Source organism: Amycolatopsis sp. NPDC102522 (assembly GCF_055584485.1).
Window position 1 is genome coordinate 120,722 of record NZ_JBVJLY010000004.1, and the last position, 13,448, is coordinate 134,169.

14 protein-coding genes are annotated in these 13,448 nt (G+C 70.0%); 9 read left to right on the forward strand and 5 right to left on the reverse strand.

Annotated elements, in window-relative coordinates; genetic code table 11:
- Positions 1-212: 212 nt before the first annotated feature.
- Positions 213-2,627 carry an ABC transporter permease gene (locus ACZ6YV_RS13420; protein ID WP_465509832.1) on the reverse strand — a complete coding sequence of 805 codons (2,415 nt, stop codon included), beginning with the start codon at positions 2,625-2,627 and terminating at the stop codon, positions 213-215.
- On the reverse strand, positions 2,627-3,355 hold the full coding sequence (locus ACZ6YV_RS13425; protein WP_465510180.1) for an ABC transporter ATP-binding protein: 729 nt from the start codon (positions 3,353-3,355) through the stop codon (positions 2,627-2,629). The genes ACZ6YV_RS13420 and ACZ6YV_RS13425 overlap by 1 nt, the downstream gene beginning before the upstream one ends.
- A 101-nt stretch (positions 3,356-3,456) precedes the next feature.
- Here ACZ6YV_RS13425 and ACZ6YV_RS13430 point away from each other — a divergent pair, with 101 nt between their 5' ends.
- From ACZ6YV_RS13430 to ACZ6YV_RS13455, 6 genes are all read left to right on the forward strand, one after another.
- The gene (locus ACZ6YV_RS13430) at positions 3,457-4,128 is read left to right on the forward strand and encodes a response regulator transcription factor (protein WP_465509833.1); all 672 of its coding nucleotides are present in this window, start codon (positions 3,457-3,459) and stop codon (positions 4,126-4,128) included.
- The gene (locus tag ACZ6YV_RS13435; RefSeq protein ID WP_465509834.1) at positions 4,125-5,501 is read left to right on the forward strand and encodes a sensor histidine kinase; all 1,377 of its coding nucleotides are present in this window, start codon (positions 4,125-4,127) and stop codon (positions 5,499-5,501) included. Before ACZ6YV_RS13430 ends, ACZ6YV_RS13435 begins: the two co-directional genes overlap by 4 nt.
- Positions 5,502-5,579: 78 nt before the next feature.
- Positions 5,580-5,786: a heavy-metal-associated domain-containing protein gene (locus ACZ6YV_RS13440; protein ID WP_465509835.1), complete on the forward strand. Its 207-nt coding sequence runs from the start codon at positions 5,580-5,582 to the stop codon at positions 5,784-5,786.
- Positions 5,787-5,830: 44 nt separating this feature from the next.
- Positions 5,831-6,742 (forward strand): hypothetical protein, encoded by a 912-nt coding sequence (locus ACZ6YV_RS13445; RefSeq protein ID WP_465509836.1) that lies wholly within the window; start codon positions 5,831-5,833, stop codon positions 6,740-6,742.
- Entirely contained in the window at positions 6,739-8,982 is a 2,244-nt protein-coding gene (locus ACZ6YV_RS13450; protein ID WP_465509837.1) for a heavy metal translocating P-type ATPase, read from the forward strand. Before ACZ6YV_RS13445 ends, ACZ6YV_RS13450 begins: the two co-directional genes overlap by 4 nt.
- Before the next feature lie 85 nt (positions 8,983-9,067).
- Complete coding sequence (locus ACZ6YV_RS13455) at positions 9,068-9,529, forward strand: ATP-binding protein (protein WP_465509838.1); 462 nt, start codon at positions 9,068-9,070, stop codon at positions 9,527-9,529.
- 6 nt (positions 9,530-9,535) lie between these two features.
- Here the strand turns inward: ACZ6YV_RS13455 and ACZ6YV_RS13460 are convergent, their stop codons facing one another.
- Together ACZ6YV_RS13460 and ACZ6YV_RS13465 are read right to left on the reverse strand one after the other, a co-directional pair.
- Entirely contained in the window at positions 9,536-9,835 is a 300-nt protein-coding gene (locus ACZ6YV_RS13460) for a hypothetical protein (RefSeq protein WP_465509839.1), read from the reverse strand.
- 89 nt (positions 9,836-9,924) lie between these two features.
- Positions 9,925-10,527: a TetR/AcrR family transcriptional regulator gene (locus ACZ6YV_RS13465; protein WP_465509840.1), complete on the reverse strand. Its 603-nt coding sequence runs from the start codon at positions 10,525-10,527 to the stop codon at positions 9,925-9,927.
- An 89-nt stretch (positions 10,528-10,616) separates the two neighbouring features.
- Here ACZ6YV_RS13465 and ACZ6YV_RS13470 point away from each other — a divergent pair, with 89 nt between their 5' ends.
- Entirely contained in the window at positions 10,617-11,666 is a 1,050-nt protein-coding gene (locus ACZ6YV_RS13470; RefSeq protein ID WP_465509841.1) for an NAD(P)-dependent alcohol dehydrogenase, read from the forward strand.
- A 69-nt stretch (positions 11,667-11,735) separates the two neighbouring features.
- Here the strand turns inward: ACZ6YV_RS13470 and ACZ6YV_RS13475 are convergent, their stop codons facing one another.
- The gene (locus tag ACZ6YV_RS13475) at positions 11,736-12,623 is read right to left on the reverse strand and encodes a lysostaphin resistance A-like protein (protein WP_465510181.1); all 888 of its coding nucleotides are present in this window, start codon (positions 12,621-12,623) and stop codon (positions 11,736-11,738) included.
- 132 nt (positions 12,624-12,755) lie between these two features.
- Here ACZ6YV_RS13475 and ACZ6YV_RS13480 point away from each other — a divergent pair, with 132 nt between their 5' ends.
- Both ACZ6YV_RS13480 and ACZ6YV_RS13485 read left to right on the forward strand, forming a co-directional pair.
- On the forward strand, positions 12,756-13,106 hold the full coding sequence (locus ACZ6YV_RS13480; protein ID WP_465509842.1) for a hypothetical protein: 351 nt from the start codon (positions 12,756-12,758) through the stop codon (positions 13,104-13,106).
- Positions 13,107-13,110: 4 nt separating this feature from the next.
- Positions 13,111-13,443 carry an ATP-binding cassette domain-containing protein gene (locus ACZ6YV_RS13485; protein ID WP_465509843.1) on the forward strand — a complete coding sequence of 111 codons (333 nt, stop codon included), beginning with the start codon at positions 13,111-13,113 and terminating at the stop codon, positions 13,441-13,443.
- The last annotated feature ends 5 nt before the right edge of the window (positions 13,444-13,448 follow it).

Below are 13,448 nucleotides of genomic sequence, written 5' to 3' on the forward strand. Positions count from 1 at the left end.
CGGTTCAGGACCAGGCTTCCTGCCGGGTTCTGGCTGCGGTCGATCGCAGGTCCGGTCCGTGAAGGCCCCCTTCCCTCGGCTCAGCCGAGGAAACTCGACCTTCGCGCCTTCCCAAGTACATGAAGGCCCCCTTCACTGCGCCTAGCGCAATGAAGGGGGCCTTCATGTACTGCAGGCGAGCGGCCGGAACAGCCGATCGCGTCACCAGAGCGTCAGTCCGCGGCGAGCGAACCCCGCCCCGCCCGCCGGGCAGGAACCAAAGCCGCCAACGGAGCCGCGGCGAGAGCCGCCGCCACCAAAACCCCCAACCGTCCCCAAGGCGGCGCGAACACGATCGGCTCGCCGCCGCCCGACGCCACCTCCGTGATCAGCCAAGCGGACGCGATCCCCACGAACAGCCCACAAGCGGCGCCGAGGACCGCGACGAACACCGACTCCGTGGTCAGTGCGGCGCCGAGCCCGCCGCGGGTGAGACCGAGTGCGCGCAGCAGCGCCGATTCCCGCGTCCGTTCCAGAACGGACAGCGAAAGCGTGTTCGCGATCCCGGCGAAAGCGATCAGCACCGCCAGCGCGGTCAGCGCCCACATGAGGTTCAGCGTGTCCCGCAGCGGCGCAGCCGCCTCTTCCTTGAGTTCCTGGAAACTGCTCAGTTTCGCGAGCGGCGCGCCGGACAGCGCCTGCTCCAGTGAAGACCGGGCCTGATCGGGATCGGTGACCTTGACGAGCACGCTCCCGTCGTAGCTTTCGCCGTTCATGGCGAGCTTCCCCTGTTCCGCGAGATCGACCATCGCGAAGCCCAGGTCGACACCCGGCGCGTCGACGCTGTCGTAGATCGCCACCACGCGCAGGGAGCGCACGGTGCCGCCGACGGCGAGCCCGGTCTGCTCGGCGAGGTCCTTGCTGATGGCGATCTCGCCGGGGCCGAGCCGGTCGAGGCGGCCGGAGAGCACCGTCGGGCGCAGGAGGTCGCCGCTGACGGCGGTCAATTGATACGTGCCGTACTCGCCGAGGTCACCCGAGAACGACCGCCGGGCCGCGGTCGCGGTCACGCCGGGCACCGCCGCGAGGGTGTCCGCGAGGGTGGCGGGGAGAGGCTGGGTCGCGACCACCGAGGTGACGGTGAAGTCGGCGGCGACCTGCCCGTCCAGTCCTTGGCTCCGGCCCGCTTCGACACCGGCGGCCACGGTGGTCGCGAGCGCGACGACGGCGAGGCCGATGGTGAGTGCGGCGGCGCTGGCGGCGGTGCGTTTGGGGTTGCGGTCGGCGTTGAGCGCGGCCAGGTCGGCTGGCTGCCCCGGCACGAGCGAGCCGAGCGCCCGCACGACCGGTCCCGCCACCAGGGGGCCGGCGGCCAGTGTCGCGCCGAGCAGCGCGACCATCGCCACCATGGCGAGCGCGGCGCCGTCCTCCACCGAGGACTGAAAGGCCAGCACGCCCGCACCGACGCCGACGGCGAGCAGGATCAGCGCGACGATCGCGCGCGGCCGTCCGGCGCGCTTGGCTTCGGTGGGCGTCCGGAGCGCTTCGATCGGCGCGACCCTGGTCGCGGACCACGCCGGGATCGCCGCCGCGAGCGCGGTCACCAGGATCCCGATGGCCACGGCGGCGAGCACGGTCCGAGTGGTCAGCGGGAGGTACACGGTCTCCTGACCCGCGACGGTCTGCAGCACCGCGGCGACACCCAGCCCCCCGAACAGCCCGACCGCGGACGCGACCGCCCCCACCACGGCCGCCTCGATGAGCACACTGCCGAAGATCTGCCGTTTGCCGGCGCCGACGCAGCGCAGCAACGCCAGTTCGCGTGCTCGCTGGGCCACGAGGATGGTGAAGGAGTTGGTGATCACCATCGCCGCCACCACCATGGCGAGGACAGCGAAGGCGGTGAAGAACTTCGCCAGGCCGGCCGTGTCCGGCGCGGTCTCCCGCAGCAGCCGGGCCGCGGCCTCCTTGCCGGTGACCACCGAGACACCCGGTGTCTTCTTCAGATCCGTGACGAGCCGTGCCTTGTCGACGCCGGGGGAAGCACGCACGACGATCTCGCCGAACGTCGCCGCCGGACTGATCTGCCGCAGCGTTTCCAGCGGTACCACCAGAGTCGCCCCGCCCAGACCCGCATCGGTCGGGCGGCTGAACGTGCCGACCAGCGTCAGCGGGTGACGGCCACCGGTTTCGTCCAGCACGGTCACGGGACCGTCCAGCGCGAAGCCTTCGGCGCTGTTCCGTTCGATCGCGACTTCCCCCATGCCTTGGGGAAAACGGCCTTCGGCGAGGTCGTAGGGGCGCATCTTCTCGTCGGTGCTCAACGCGGTCGCGGCGGCGTCTCGCGGACGTCCGTCAGGGCCGAGCACCGGCGCGCTGACGCCGCCCCGGCCCTCCGCGGCGGCGACACCCGGTACCTGCCGGACCTTCGCCAGCGTCGCGTCGTCGAGGTCGAGGCCCCGTTTGGCGTCGATCGACGCGTCCACGCCGCGCGTCTCGTAGGCGACCGCGTCCCGCAGTCCCGCGCCGACGGCGTCCGTGAGCACGAAGGATCCGGCCACGAAGGTGACGCCCAGCGTGACGGCGACGGCCGACAGCAGCAGCCGCAGCGGCCGGGCCTTGAGCCCGGCGAGCACGGTTCGCAGCATCACGCCCCCAGCCCGGTGAGCGCGCCGAGCACGGCGTCGGCGGTCGGCCGGGGGATCCGCGCGGCGATCCGGCCGTCGGCCAGCAGCACCCCGTGATCGGTGTACGAGGCCGCCACCGGGTCGTGGGTCACCATCACCACCGTCTGGCCGAGTTCGCGGACCGAGGTGCGCAGGAAGTCGAGTACCTCGGCGCCGGACCGCGAGTCGAGGCTGCCGGTGGGCTCGTCGGCGAACACGACGTCCGGCCTGCCGACGAGCGCGCGGGCACACGCCACCCGCTGCTGCTGGCCGCCGGAGAGTTCACCCGGTTTGTGCTTCAGACGCCGCTGGAGCCCCAGAGTGCCGACGACGGTGTCGAACCACGCCGGATCCGGGCGCCTGCCCGCGAGCCGGAGCCCGAGCAGGATGTTCTCCTCGGCGTTCATGGTCGGCAGGAGGTTGAACGACTGGAACACGAACCCGACCCGGTCCCGGCGGAGCCTGGTCAGCTGGGCGTCGGACAGGCCGGTGAGGTCTGTCCGTCCGATATGGATCCGTCCACTGTCGACGGTGTCCAATCCGGCGAGGCAGTGCATGAGTGTCGATTTGCCCGAACCCGACGGTCCCATGATCGCGGTGAACCGGCCTCGGGGGAAGTCGAGCGACACGCGGTCCAGCGCCCGGACAGCCGTGTCGCCCCGGCCGTAGACCTTCGAGACATCGGTCGCGCCCGCGGCGGGACCGTCCATTGTGTTCATTCCACGATCCTGGCAAGAAGCACCTGAACGGTTCCTGAAACAACCTGAAGAACGCTTCAGGAACGCTGACGGCGATCTGGGAGGATCGAGTCATGCGCGTGCTCGTGGTGGAAGACGAAATGCGGTTGGCCGAGACCCTCCAATGGGGACTCGAGGCCGACGGCTACGCGGTCGACCTGGCCCACGACGGTCTCGAAGGCCTCGAACTCGCGCAGCTGTACCCGTATCAGGTGATCGTGCTGGACATCATGCTCCCGAAGCTCAACGGCTACCGGGTCTGCGCGGCGCTGCGGGAACGCGGGGTGACCACCCCGATCCTCATGCTGACGGCGAAGAACGGAGAGTACGACGAGGCCGAGGCGCTCGACACCGGCGCCGACGACTACCTGAGCAAGCCGTTCTCGTACGTCGTGCTCACCGCCCGGCTGCGGGCCCTCACCCGCCGGGGCGCGGCGGGGTCGGCGGGCGTGCTGGAGTTCGGCGACCTCGTGCTCGACCCGGCGAAGCGGACGTGCCGTCGTGCCGGGACACCGGTGTCGTTGACCACCAAGGAGTTCGCGGTCCTCGAATGCCTGCTGCGCCACGGCGGGCAGCTGGTGACGAAGCGCGAGATCCTCGAACAGGTCTGGGATCTGGCCTACCGTGGCGACCCCAACATCGTCGAGGTCTACGTGAGCGCGCTGCGGCGCAAACTGGACGCGCCGTTCGGACGGCACACGATCGCGACCGTGCGCGGCGCCGGCTACCGGCTGGTGACCGAATGAGCGGCTGGTGGCCCTCGTCGGTGCGGCGGGGCACCGCGCTCTCGGCGGCGCTGCTCTGCGCGATCGTGTTCATCCTCGGCTGGCTGGGTACCCGTGAGCTGCTGAGCAGGCAGCTGTCGGGCAGCGCCATCAGCACATCACGTGCCCAACTGGACGGGCTGGCCGAGACCTACCGGACCGGGCGACCGATGTCACCCGCCGGCGACGCCCTGTTCGAGGTGGTCGACGAGGCCGGACGGCCGGTGGTGAGCAGCGAGAACCTGCGCCGCTGGGATCCCGCGTGGACGCCGTTGCCGCCCGCGCCCGCCGGGGCGTCCGCGGACTGGACGATCACCACCAAGGCCACGCTGAAGCCCGGCGACCATCCACAGTGGCGCGAATATCGCGAATACACCGTGGTGGGCAAGGTGATCGACAGCGGCGCGCAACGGCACACCGTGTACCTCTTCGTGCTGCCGTGGGACACGCTCCGGACGCTGGGCACCTTCGACGACACCCTGCGCTTCTTCGTCCCGCTCGCGGTACTGATCACCGCGCTGGCCGCGTGGCTCGCGGCGGGGCGGGCGCTGCGGCCGGTGGAGGCGATCCGCCGGGAACTGGCCGAAGTCAGTGGGAGCAGGCTCGACCGCCGGGTACCGGTGCCGCCGTCCCGTGACGAGGTCGCTCGGCTGGCCACCACCACGAACGCGACCCTCGACAGGCTTCAGCAGGCCTATGACCAGCAGGAACGGTTCGTCGCCGACGCCAGTCACGAACTGCGCAGCCCGCTGGCGAACCTCCGCACCGGGCTGGAGGTCGCGCTCACCCACGCCGATCGCGCGGATTGGCCCGCCGTCGCCCGGCAGTCGCTGCTCGACGTCCAGCGGCTGCAACGCATCACGGCCGATCTTCTCCAGCTGGCCGTCGACCCGGCCGAAGTCCCCGCGCCGGAAGGCGTCGTCGACCTCGCCGACGTGGTGGGGGAGCAGGTCGCCGAACGCGCGCTCGAATCCGGGCCCGTCGTCGTGTCCGATGTGGACGGTCCGGCGCCGGTGTCCGGCGAACCCGTCCAGCTGGAACGGCTGCTGCGGAACCTGCTCGACAACGCCGTGCGGCACGCGCACTCGACCGTCACCGTGCGGCTCCGGCGGGAGGCGGGGGAGGCTGTCCTCGAAGTGCTCGACGACGGCCCCGGCATCCCCGTCGCCGATCGCGAGCGCGTCTTCGATCGTTTCGCCCGGCTCGACGACGCTCGCGCGCGGGACGCGGGAGGCACCGGTCTCGGTCTCACGCTCGCCCGGGACATCGCTGTCCGGCATGGCGGATCGCTGCGGGTGGCGGACGGCGATCCGGGTGCCCGGCTGATCGTGCGGCTACCCCTCAGGGGTATGTGACGCGCGTCGCTCCGTGATACCCCGCTGGGGTACCTTCAGGCTATTGCGGTACCCCCCTGGGGTATGTACGTTGAGTCCATGAGCGAAACGACTTACACCGTCACCGGGATGACCTGCGGCCACTGCGCGACCTCGGTCACCGAAGAGGTCTCCAAGATCGACGGCGTCACCGACGTCCGGGTCGATCTGCCCACCGGCGCCGTGACCGTCACCGGTTCCCACGAGCCCGCGGCCGCGGACATCCGCGCCGCCGTCGAAGAAGCCGGATATCAACTGACCGCCTGAGCGGCTCCACGATCGCGGGTGGCCCCCGCACTAAGGACTGCACGATGAACACAGCAGCGAAGCTCTCCGCCTACGGTGTGGTACTCGCCCTGGTCGCCGGTGGCGGCTGGGTGGCAGGCACCGCTGTCGGTCCGTTCGCCGGCGCCGCCGGCGTGCCCGGTGGTGAGGACACCGGGCACTCGGACACCCACGGCGGCACCGTCACGGAAGCGGCGCACGGCAAGCAGGACCACGAACCCGCCGGTCTCGCGTCGACCAGGGGCGGCTACACCCTCACGCCCACCACCACGACGCTCGTTCCCGGCACGACGGCCCCCTTCACCTTCCGGATCCTCGGCGCCGACGGCGCGCCGGTGACCGCCTACGAGGTCGAACACGAAAAGCGGATGCACCTCATCGTCGTCCGCCGCGACACCGCGGGTTTCCAGCACATCCATCCCGAACTCGGCGAGGACGGCACTTGGTCGGTTCCGCTGACCGTCGGCGACGCGGGGGTCTACCGCGTCTTCGCCGACTTCAAGCCCAGTGGCGGCGAGGCGACGACCTTGGGGGCCGACGTCTTCGCCGGAGGTGACTTCCGGCCCGTCGAACACCGGCCCTCGCACGTCGCGGAGGTCGACGGCTACCGGGTCGAGCTCGACGGCGAACTCGCGCCGGGCACGTCGTCGAAGGTGACGCTGACGGTCACCAAGAACGGCCGTGCGATCACCGATCTCCAGCCGTACCTGGGTGCTTACGGGCACTTGGTCGCGCTTCGCGGCGGCGACCTCGCGTACCTGCACGTTCACCCGGACGGCGAACCCGGTGACGGCCGGACCGCGGCCGGTCCCGCGGTCACGTTCTTCGCCGAGGTCCCGACGGGCGGCACCTACCGGCTGTTCCTGGACTTCCGGCACGAGGACAAGGTCCGCACCGCAGAATTCACCGTCACGACAAGGGAAGGGAGCCACCGATGAGCACGGAAACCGCGCGGGTGGCCGACGCCGAAGTCGAACTCGCGATCACCGGGATGACCTGCGCCTCGTGCGCCATGCGCATCGAGCGGAAGCTGAACAAGCTCGACGGTGTCACCGCGACGGTCAACTACGCCACGGAGAAGGCGAAGGTCAGCTACCCGGCCGACGTCGAACCTCGGCTGCTGATCGAACAGGTCGAGGCGGCCGGGTACTCGGCCGCGTTGCCCGCTGTGGAGAAGCAAGAGCCCGCCGAAGAGACCGATTCCACCGCTCCGTTGCGGCAGCGGCTGATCGGTTCCGCTGTGCTGTCGGTGCCGGTGATCCTGCTCGCGATGGTGCCGGCGTGGCAGTTCACCTACTGGCAGTGGATCTCGCTGACACTGGCCGCGCCGGTGCTGGTGTGGGCGGCGTGGCCGTTCCACAAGGCGGCGTGGGCGAATCTGCGCCACGGCGCGGCCACCATGGACACCCTGATCTCGATGGGCACGCTCGCCGCGTTCCTGTGGTCGTTGTACGCCTTGCTGTTCGGCACCGCAGGGACGCCGGGGATGACGCATCCCTTCGAGCTCACCGTCCAGCGGATGGCGGGCGACGGCAATATCTATCTCGAGGTCGCCGCCGGTGTCACGACGTTCATCCTCGCCGGACGCTATTTCGAAGCGCGGTCCAAGCGGCGGGCGGGCGCGGCGCTGCGTGCCCTGCTCGAACTCGGCGCGAAGGACGTCGCGGTGCTCCGGGACGGCAAGGAAGTCCGTATCCCGATCGGTGAACTCGCGGCGGGCGAGGAATTCGTGGTGCGGCCGGGGGAGAAGATCGCGACCGACGGCGTGATCGCCGAAGGCGCGTCGGCGGTCGACGCGAGCATGCTCACCGGTGAAAGCGTTCCGGTGGAGGTCGTCGCCGGCGACACGGTGGCGGGGGCGACGGTCAACGCGGGCGGCAGGCTCGTCGTCCGCGCGACCCGGGTCGGCGCCGACACGCAGCTCGCGCAGATGGCGAAGCTCGTCGAGGCGGCCCAGACCGGGAAAGCGCAGGTCCAGCGGCTCGCGGACCGGGTTTCGGCGGTGTTCGTGCCGATCGTGATCGCGCTCGCCGTCGGCACGCTGATGTTCTGGCTCGGCACCGGCGGTTCGGTCGCGGCCGCGTTCACCGCGGCGGTCGCCGTGCTGATCATCGCCTGCCCGTGCGCACTGGGCCTGGCCACGCCGACCGCGCTGCTCGTGGGCACCGGCCGGGGCGCGCAGCTCGGGATCCTCATCAAGGGCCCGGAAGTGCTGGAATCGACCCGGGCCGTCGACACGGTCGTCCTCGACAAGACCGGCACCGTGACCACGGGGCAGATGTCTCTGGTGGCGGTCCACCTCGCCGACGGCGTCGACGAGGAGACGACGCTGCGGCTGGCGGGCGCGCTGGAAAACGCGTCGGAGCACCCGATCGCGCAGGCCATCGCCCGCGCGGCACGGGAACGCACCGGGGAACTCCCGGCCGTCGAGGAGTTCACCAGTCTCGAAGGCCTTGGTGTGCAAGGGATCGTCGACGGTTCGGCGGTCCTGGTCGGCCGGAGTGCCTTGCTGGAACAGTGGAGTCACCACCTGACGGCCGAGCTGGCGGAAGCCAAAGCCGCTGAGGAGAAGCTTGGCCGCACGGCGGTCGTGGTCGGCTGGGACGGCGAGGCCAGGGCGGTCCTGGTCGTCGCGGACACCGTGAAGCCGTCGTCCGCCGAGGCGATCTCCCGGCTGCGGGAGCTGGGGCTGACCCCGGTGCTGCTCACCGGCGACAACGAGGCCGTCGCCCGCGCGGTGGCCGCGGAGGTCGGGATCGAGACCGTGATCGCCGAGGTGCTGCCGAAGGACAAGGTCGACGTCGTCAAGCGGCTTCAAAGCGAGGGCAAGGTCGTCGCGATGGTCGGCGACGGCGTCAACGACGCGGCCGCGCTGGCCCAGGCCGATCTCGGCCTGGCGATGGGCACCGGCACCGACGTCGCCATCGAGGCCGGTGACCTGACCCTGGTCCGCGGTGACCTGCGGGCGGCGGTGGACGCGATCCGGCTTTCCCGGCGGACCCTGCGCACCATCAAGGGCAACCTGTTCTGGGCCTTCGCCTACAACGTCGGCGCGCTTCCGCTGGCGGCGGCGGGCCTGCTCAACCCGATGATCGCCGGTGCCGCGATGGCCTTCAGCTCGGTCTTCGTGGTGTTCAACAGCCTGCGCCTGCGCGGGTTCCGGAGCATCGCGCCCTGAGGGCCTTGGTTGATCAGCGGGCGTTCTGGGTAACCCGATCGTGCGACTTCAGCAGCGAGGCCGCGTAACGGGGAAGGGTGGCTCCATGATCAGTATCGCGGAGCATCCGGTGCCGGGAACCTGGGTGCTTGACCTGCGAGCCACGACGCCAAAGGCGTTGCCGGACATGCGCGCCTGGGTGGTCAGATGCCTGCCGGATCTCGGCGAGGGCCATCGTGACGACGTCCTGCTGGCGGCGACGGAACTGGTCGCCAACGCCTACGTGCACGGTGGTGGGGCACGCCACATCCAGCTGTGGCGCGGCGTCACCCCGTGCGCGGTCCGCATCGAAGTGGCGGACGTCAGCATCGAGCAACCCCGTGCGCGCTGTTCGCAGATCGAGGACCCGCGCGGACGCGGCCTGCTCGTCGTCGACGGGGTCGCGGTGCAATGGGGTGTCCGGCGCGAGCGGGTGCGCGGCGGGAAGATCGTCTGGGCGCACATCCGCTGCGACGGCGGCTGCCCGGAAGCGCCCCCGCGCGTGCGCGGGAAGCGCTCCCGGACCTGACCGGACTCAGACGGCGCGGCGCGCGGTGAGCAGGCCGAGTGCCGAGACGGCGGCGAAGCCGAACAACAGCCACCGCCAGGCGAGAACCACCGGCAGCGACGGCTGTTCGGTCTGCAGCAGACCCAGCAGGACGAACCCGGTGGCGAGGCAGGCGGGACCGGCGAGGACGAGCCGGCCGAAGCGCTGACGAGCTGGCTCACGGACCAGCCCAAGGACAGCGCGGCGGCGAAGAATCCCGCCGCCGCGGGCGGGAGCCCGCCCAGCCGCTGGCCGAACAGCGGCAGGAACGTCTTGCCCGATGCTCACGCGCTTCTCCTCGTCGTCGATGGGATTGCGCTTCGCATCCTGTCGGCGCGGGGAGCCCCGGCAATCGGACAAATCAGACGTGAATCACGTCACATTTTCGCTCGGCCTTCGACGGCGGCGCGAGCGGCCTCGACCGATTTCCGGACGACGACTTCGGTGGTATAGCCCTGTTTCTTGAAGACTCCGTCGAGGTAGAACGTGCCGTAGCCGTGTGCCTGGGTGAACAACTGCTCCATCAGTTCGAGCCCGTCCTGCGGCCGGTCGGCGACGGTGAGGCAGAGCATGACGAACTGGTCGGTCAGGCGACGGGTCTGCTCGTGCAGCGCGGAGTGCTCCGGGCCCTGAACGCCGTCCGAGTAGATGATGTTCATCCCGGCCCGGCGCTCGATCAGGTAACCCGTGTAGGCCCCGGCGGCGGCGGCGAGCGCGGAGACAGGGTCGCTTTCGGCCTCGATGGCGTCGTGCACCCTGTCGGCCAACTGGCAGGCGACGACGGCCGCGATCGCGGCGAGCAGGCTCTCCTTGTCCGGGAAATGCCGGTAGGGCGCGCCGGGGCTCACTTTCGCGCGCCTGGCGACCTCGGCGACGGAGAAGGCGCCCAATCCCTGCTCGGCGATCAGGTCGAGCGAGACCCGCACGAGTTCCGCGCGGAGGTCGCCGTGGTGGTACTTGCCGCCCATGTCGTGGATCACACCGTCCCGGTCGCGGAATATGTAAGAGACCTCTTACGCTAGTTGTAAGTGACCTCTTACATGGTCTCACTGTTTTCACGGAGGGTTTCATGACGACGACCACGCACGCCATCGCCGCGCCGTCCCCGGGCGCCGCCCTGTCGCCGACGACGATCGAGCGTCGCGACCTGCGTCCGGACGACGTGTTGATCGACATCGCGTACGCGGGGATCTGCCACAGCGACATCCACCAGGTGAAGGAGGACTGGGGCAGCGCGATCTTCCCGATGGTGCCCGGTCACGAGATCGCCGGCGTCGTCGCCGCGGTCGGCTCCGACGTGACGAAGTACCAGGTCGGGGACCGTGTCGGCGTCGGCTGCATGGTCGATTCCTGTGGTGAGTGCGAGTACTGCCTCGCGGGCAGTGAGCAGTTCTGCGTCAAGGGCAACATCCAGACATACAACGGCGTCGGCTTCGACGGCGAGAACACCTACGGCGGCTACAGCCGTCAGATCGTCGTGAAGGACGGCTTCGTCTGCCGGATCCCGGAGGGCATCGGCCTCGACATCGCCGCGCCGCTGCTGTGCGCGGGCATCACCACCTACTCCCCGCTGAACCGCTGGGGTGCCGGACCGGGCAAGAAGGTCGCCGTCGTCGGCCTCGGCGGGCTCGGCCACATGGCGGTCAAGATCGCGGTCGCCATGGGCGCCGAGGTCACCGTGCTCAGCCAGAGCCTGAAGAAGCAGGAGGACGGGCTGAAGCTGGGCGCGAAGGACTACTTCGCGACCGGTGACGCCTCGACGTTCCAGACCCTGCGCGGCCGTTTCGACCTGATCCTCAACACCGTTTCGGCGACCTTGCCCGTCGACTCCTACCTCGGCATGCTGCGCGTCGGCGGGGCGATGGTGAACGTCGGCGCCCCCGGCGAACCGCTGTCCTACAACGCCTTCTCGCTGCTCGGCGGGAACAAGGTGCTCGCCGGTTCGATGATCGGCGGCATCGCCGAGACCCAGGAGATGCTCGACTTCTGCGCCGAGCACGGGATCGGCGCGGAGATCGAGACGATCTCGGCCGACCAGGTGAACGTGGCCTACGACCGGGTCGAGAACAGCGACGTGCGCTACCGGTTCGTCATCGACGCGGCGACCATCGGCGCGTAGTGGGTCGGGTTGGTCGTGAGTGGCGTTTCGGGTCAGAACACGAATCGCCACTCACGACCGGCCGGAGGCTCACATCAGCAGTAGGGGCAGGGTGTTCATGGCGGTGTGCGCGGCGATCGGTGCCCACAGGTTGCGGTAGCGCGACCACAGGTAGCCGGTGAACAGCCCGAAGAACCCTTGGAAGGCCACGATCGCGCCCAAGGTCAGGGGAAGCGATCCCTGTCCGTGCGTCGGCAGGTGCAGCCAGGCGAACAGCAGCGACGCCAGCAGGATTCCGGGCCAGCGCCCGAAAAGCGCCTCCAGGCGGGTCTGCAGCATGCCGCGGAAGAAGACCTCTTCGAGGACGTTCGCGGTGAAGAAGGTCAGGGTCGCGCCCACCGCGAGGTACACCGGATCGGGATAGTCCTCGGCGCTGGGGAGTGGCGGGGCGAGCGGTCCCAGGACGTACAGCCAGCCGAACACGAGCACCACGGGAATCGGCGCGAGCCATTGCCAGGTCTGGCGAGGCCGCCACGTGAGCCGGAACGGATCCGGTTCCTCCTGTGGTCGAAAGGTTCGCAGGAGCACCAAGGGCAGCGCCAGGAACACGAGCGGCTTCGCGAGCGCCCAGGTGTCGCGGACCAGCGCGTGCTGCCCCGCCTCGGACACCAGGAACAACGCCAGTGGCCACAGGAAGGCGATCAGCGCCAAGGCCGCCGCCTGCCTGCTCAGCGCGCGGCGGTCGGTCACCTCGGGTAGCAGCCTGGGCGCGTGGAGCGGGATCCCGTGGATCAGCAGGATCCCGGCCAGTGCGGGAATCAGCGCGCCCGCCAGGGAAAGCTCCTTGGCCGAATCCGCGGACGGCTTGATCGTGTCGTGCCCGGTCGCCAGCAGCAGCGCGGGAGCGGCCACGAACACCGCTAGCCCGCCGAAGAGGATTCCCCAGGCGGCACCCGTGCGGGTGCCGGTTTTTTCCATCACCGGGCAAGGATCATCGATGCGGCGCGAGTACGCGTCATCACTTCGGAGGACATAGGTCTTCCCTTACGGACGGACCTTTTGGCTCTTGCTCCGGTTTCCCGATCTCGCGAAGCTTCTGGAATGGTCGGTATGAAGCTCCGGAATTCGCTGGGGATGAGCATGCTGTGCGCCGTCGGGATCGCGGTGGGATCGGCCCCGCCCGCCGGTGCCGCGGCCGAGGCGAGCTACACGTGGCTGGACCTGATCACCGGGCGAGGCTACAGCGGTACCACCGCCCGGCTGTCCGGGACCGAAGCCGAAGTGCCGCCACGCGGCCCGTCGCTGGACTGCCGGGATCCGTACCTTTCCGGCTCGGGTTACGCGCTTTCCTGCTCGGGAACGGATTTCCACGTCTTCGTCGACTGCTCGACCGGCGACCGGTACGCCTACGGCCGGGGCGCGGGGGAGTACCGGATCCTTTTCACCTGTTTTCCAGGCTGAAGAGGTGCGGCGGGCTCTCGGTGAAGTCCGGCTGAGCGACAAGGTCGCCGCCCTCGACGACGGCCTGGACACCCCGCTTTCCTCGACCTCGGTGTCCGCCGGGGAACGCCAGCGGATCGCGCTGGCCAGGGCGATCCTGCGCACGCCGGACGTCGTGCTGCTCGACGAGGCGCACCGGCTGTCCACGGTGATCGACGCGGACAGCATCGTGGTGATGGAAGACGGCCGGGTGCGGGCGAGCGGCAGCCATGAGCGACTGCTGGCCACCGACACGCTTTACCGGGAACTGGTGGAGGCGCTGCGGATCGCGGGGGAGGATGCCCCTGTCCCAGGCTGATCCGC

Excerpts from the sequence above, each read along its gene's own strand:
- ACZ6YV_RS13425 (WP_465510180.1), bottom strand. The coding sequence starts at position 3,355 with ATGGACGGTCCCGCCGCGGGCGCGACCGATGTCTCGAAGGTCTACGGC.
- ACZ6YV_RS13435 (WP_465509834.1), top strand. The coding sequence starts at position 4,125 with ATGAGCGGCTGGTGGCCCTCGTCGGTGCGGCGGGGCACCGCGCTCTCG.
- ACZ6YV_RS13420 (WP_465509832.1), bottom strand. The coding sequence starts at position 2,627 with ATGCTGCGAACCGTGCTCGCCGGGCTCAAGGCCCGGCCGCTGCGGCTG.
- ACZ6YV_RS13450 (WP_465509837.1), top strand. The coding sequence starts at position 6,739 with ATGAGCACGGAAACCGCGCGGGTGGCCGACGCCGAAGTCGAACTCGCG.
- ACZ6YV_RS13445 (WP_465509836.1), top strand. The coding sequence starts at position 5,831 with ATGAACACAGCAGCGAAGCTCTCCGCCTACGGTGTGGTACTCGCCCTG.
- ACZ6YV_RS13470 (WP_465509841.1), top strand. The coding sequence starts at position 10,617 with ATGACGACGACCACGCACGCCATCGCCGCGCCGTCCCCGGGCGCCGCC.
- ACZ6YV_RS13430 (WP_465509833.1), top strand. The coding sequence starts at position 3,457 with ATGCGCGTGCTCGTGGTGGAAGACGAAATGCGGTTGGCCGAGACCCTC.
- ACZ6YV_RS13440 (WP_465509835.1), top strand. The coding sequence starts at position 5,580 with ATGAGCGAAACGACTTACACCGTCACCGGGATGACCTGCGGCCACTGC.
- ACZ6YV_RS13455 (WP_465509838.1), top strand. The coding sequence starts at position 9,068 with ATGATCAGTATCGCGGAGCATCCGGTGCCGGGAACCTGGGTGCTTGAC.
- ACZ6YV_RS13475 (WP_465510181.1), bottom strand. The coding sequence starts at position 12,623 with ATGGAAAAAACCGGCACCCGCACGGGTGCCGCCTGGGGAATCCTCTTC.
- ACZ6YV_RS13480 (WP_465509842.1), top strand. The coding sequence starts at position 12,756 with ATGAAGCTCCGGAATTCGCTGGGGATGAGCATGCTGTGCGCCGTCGGG.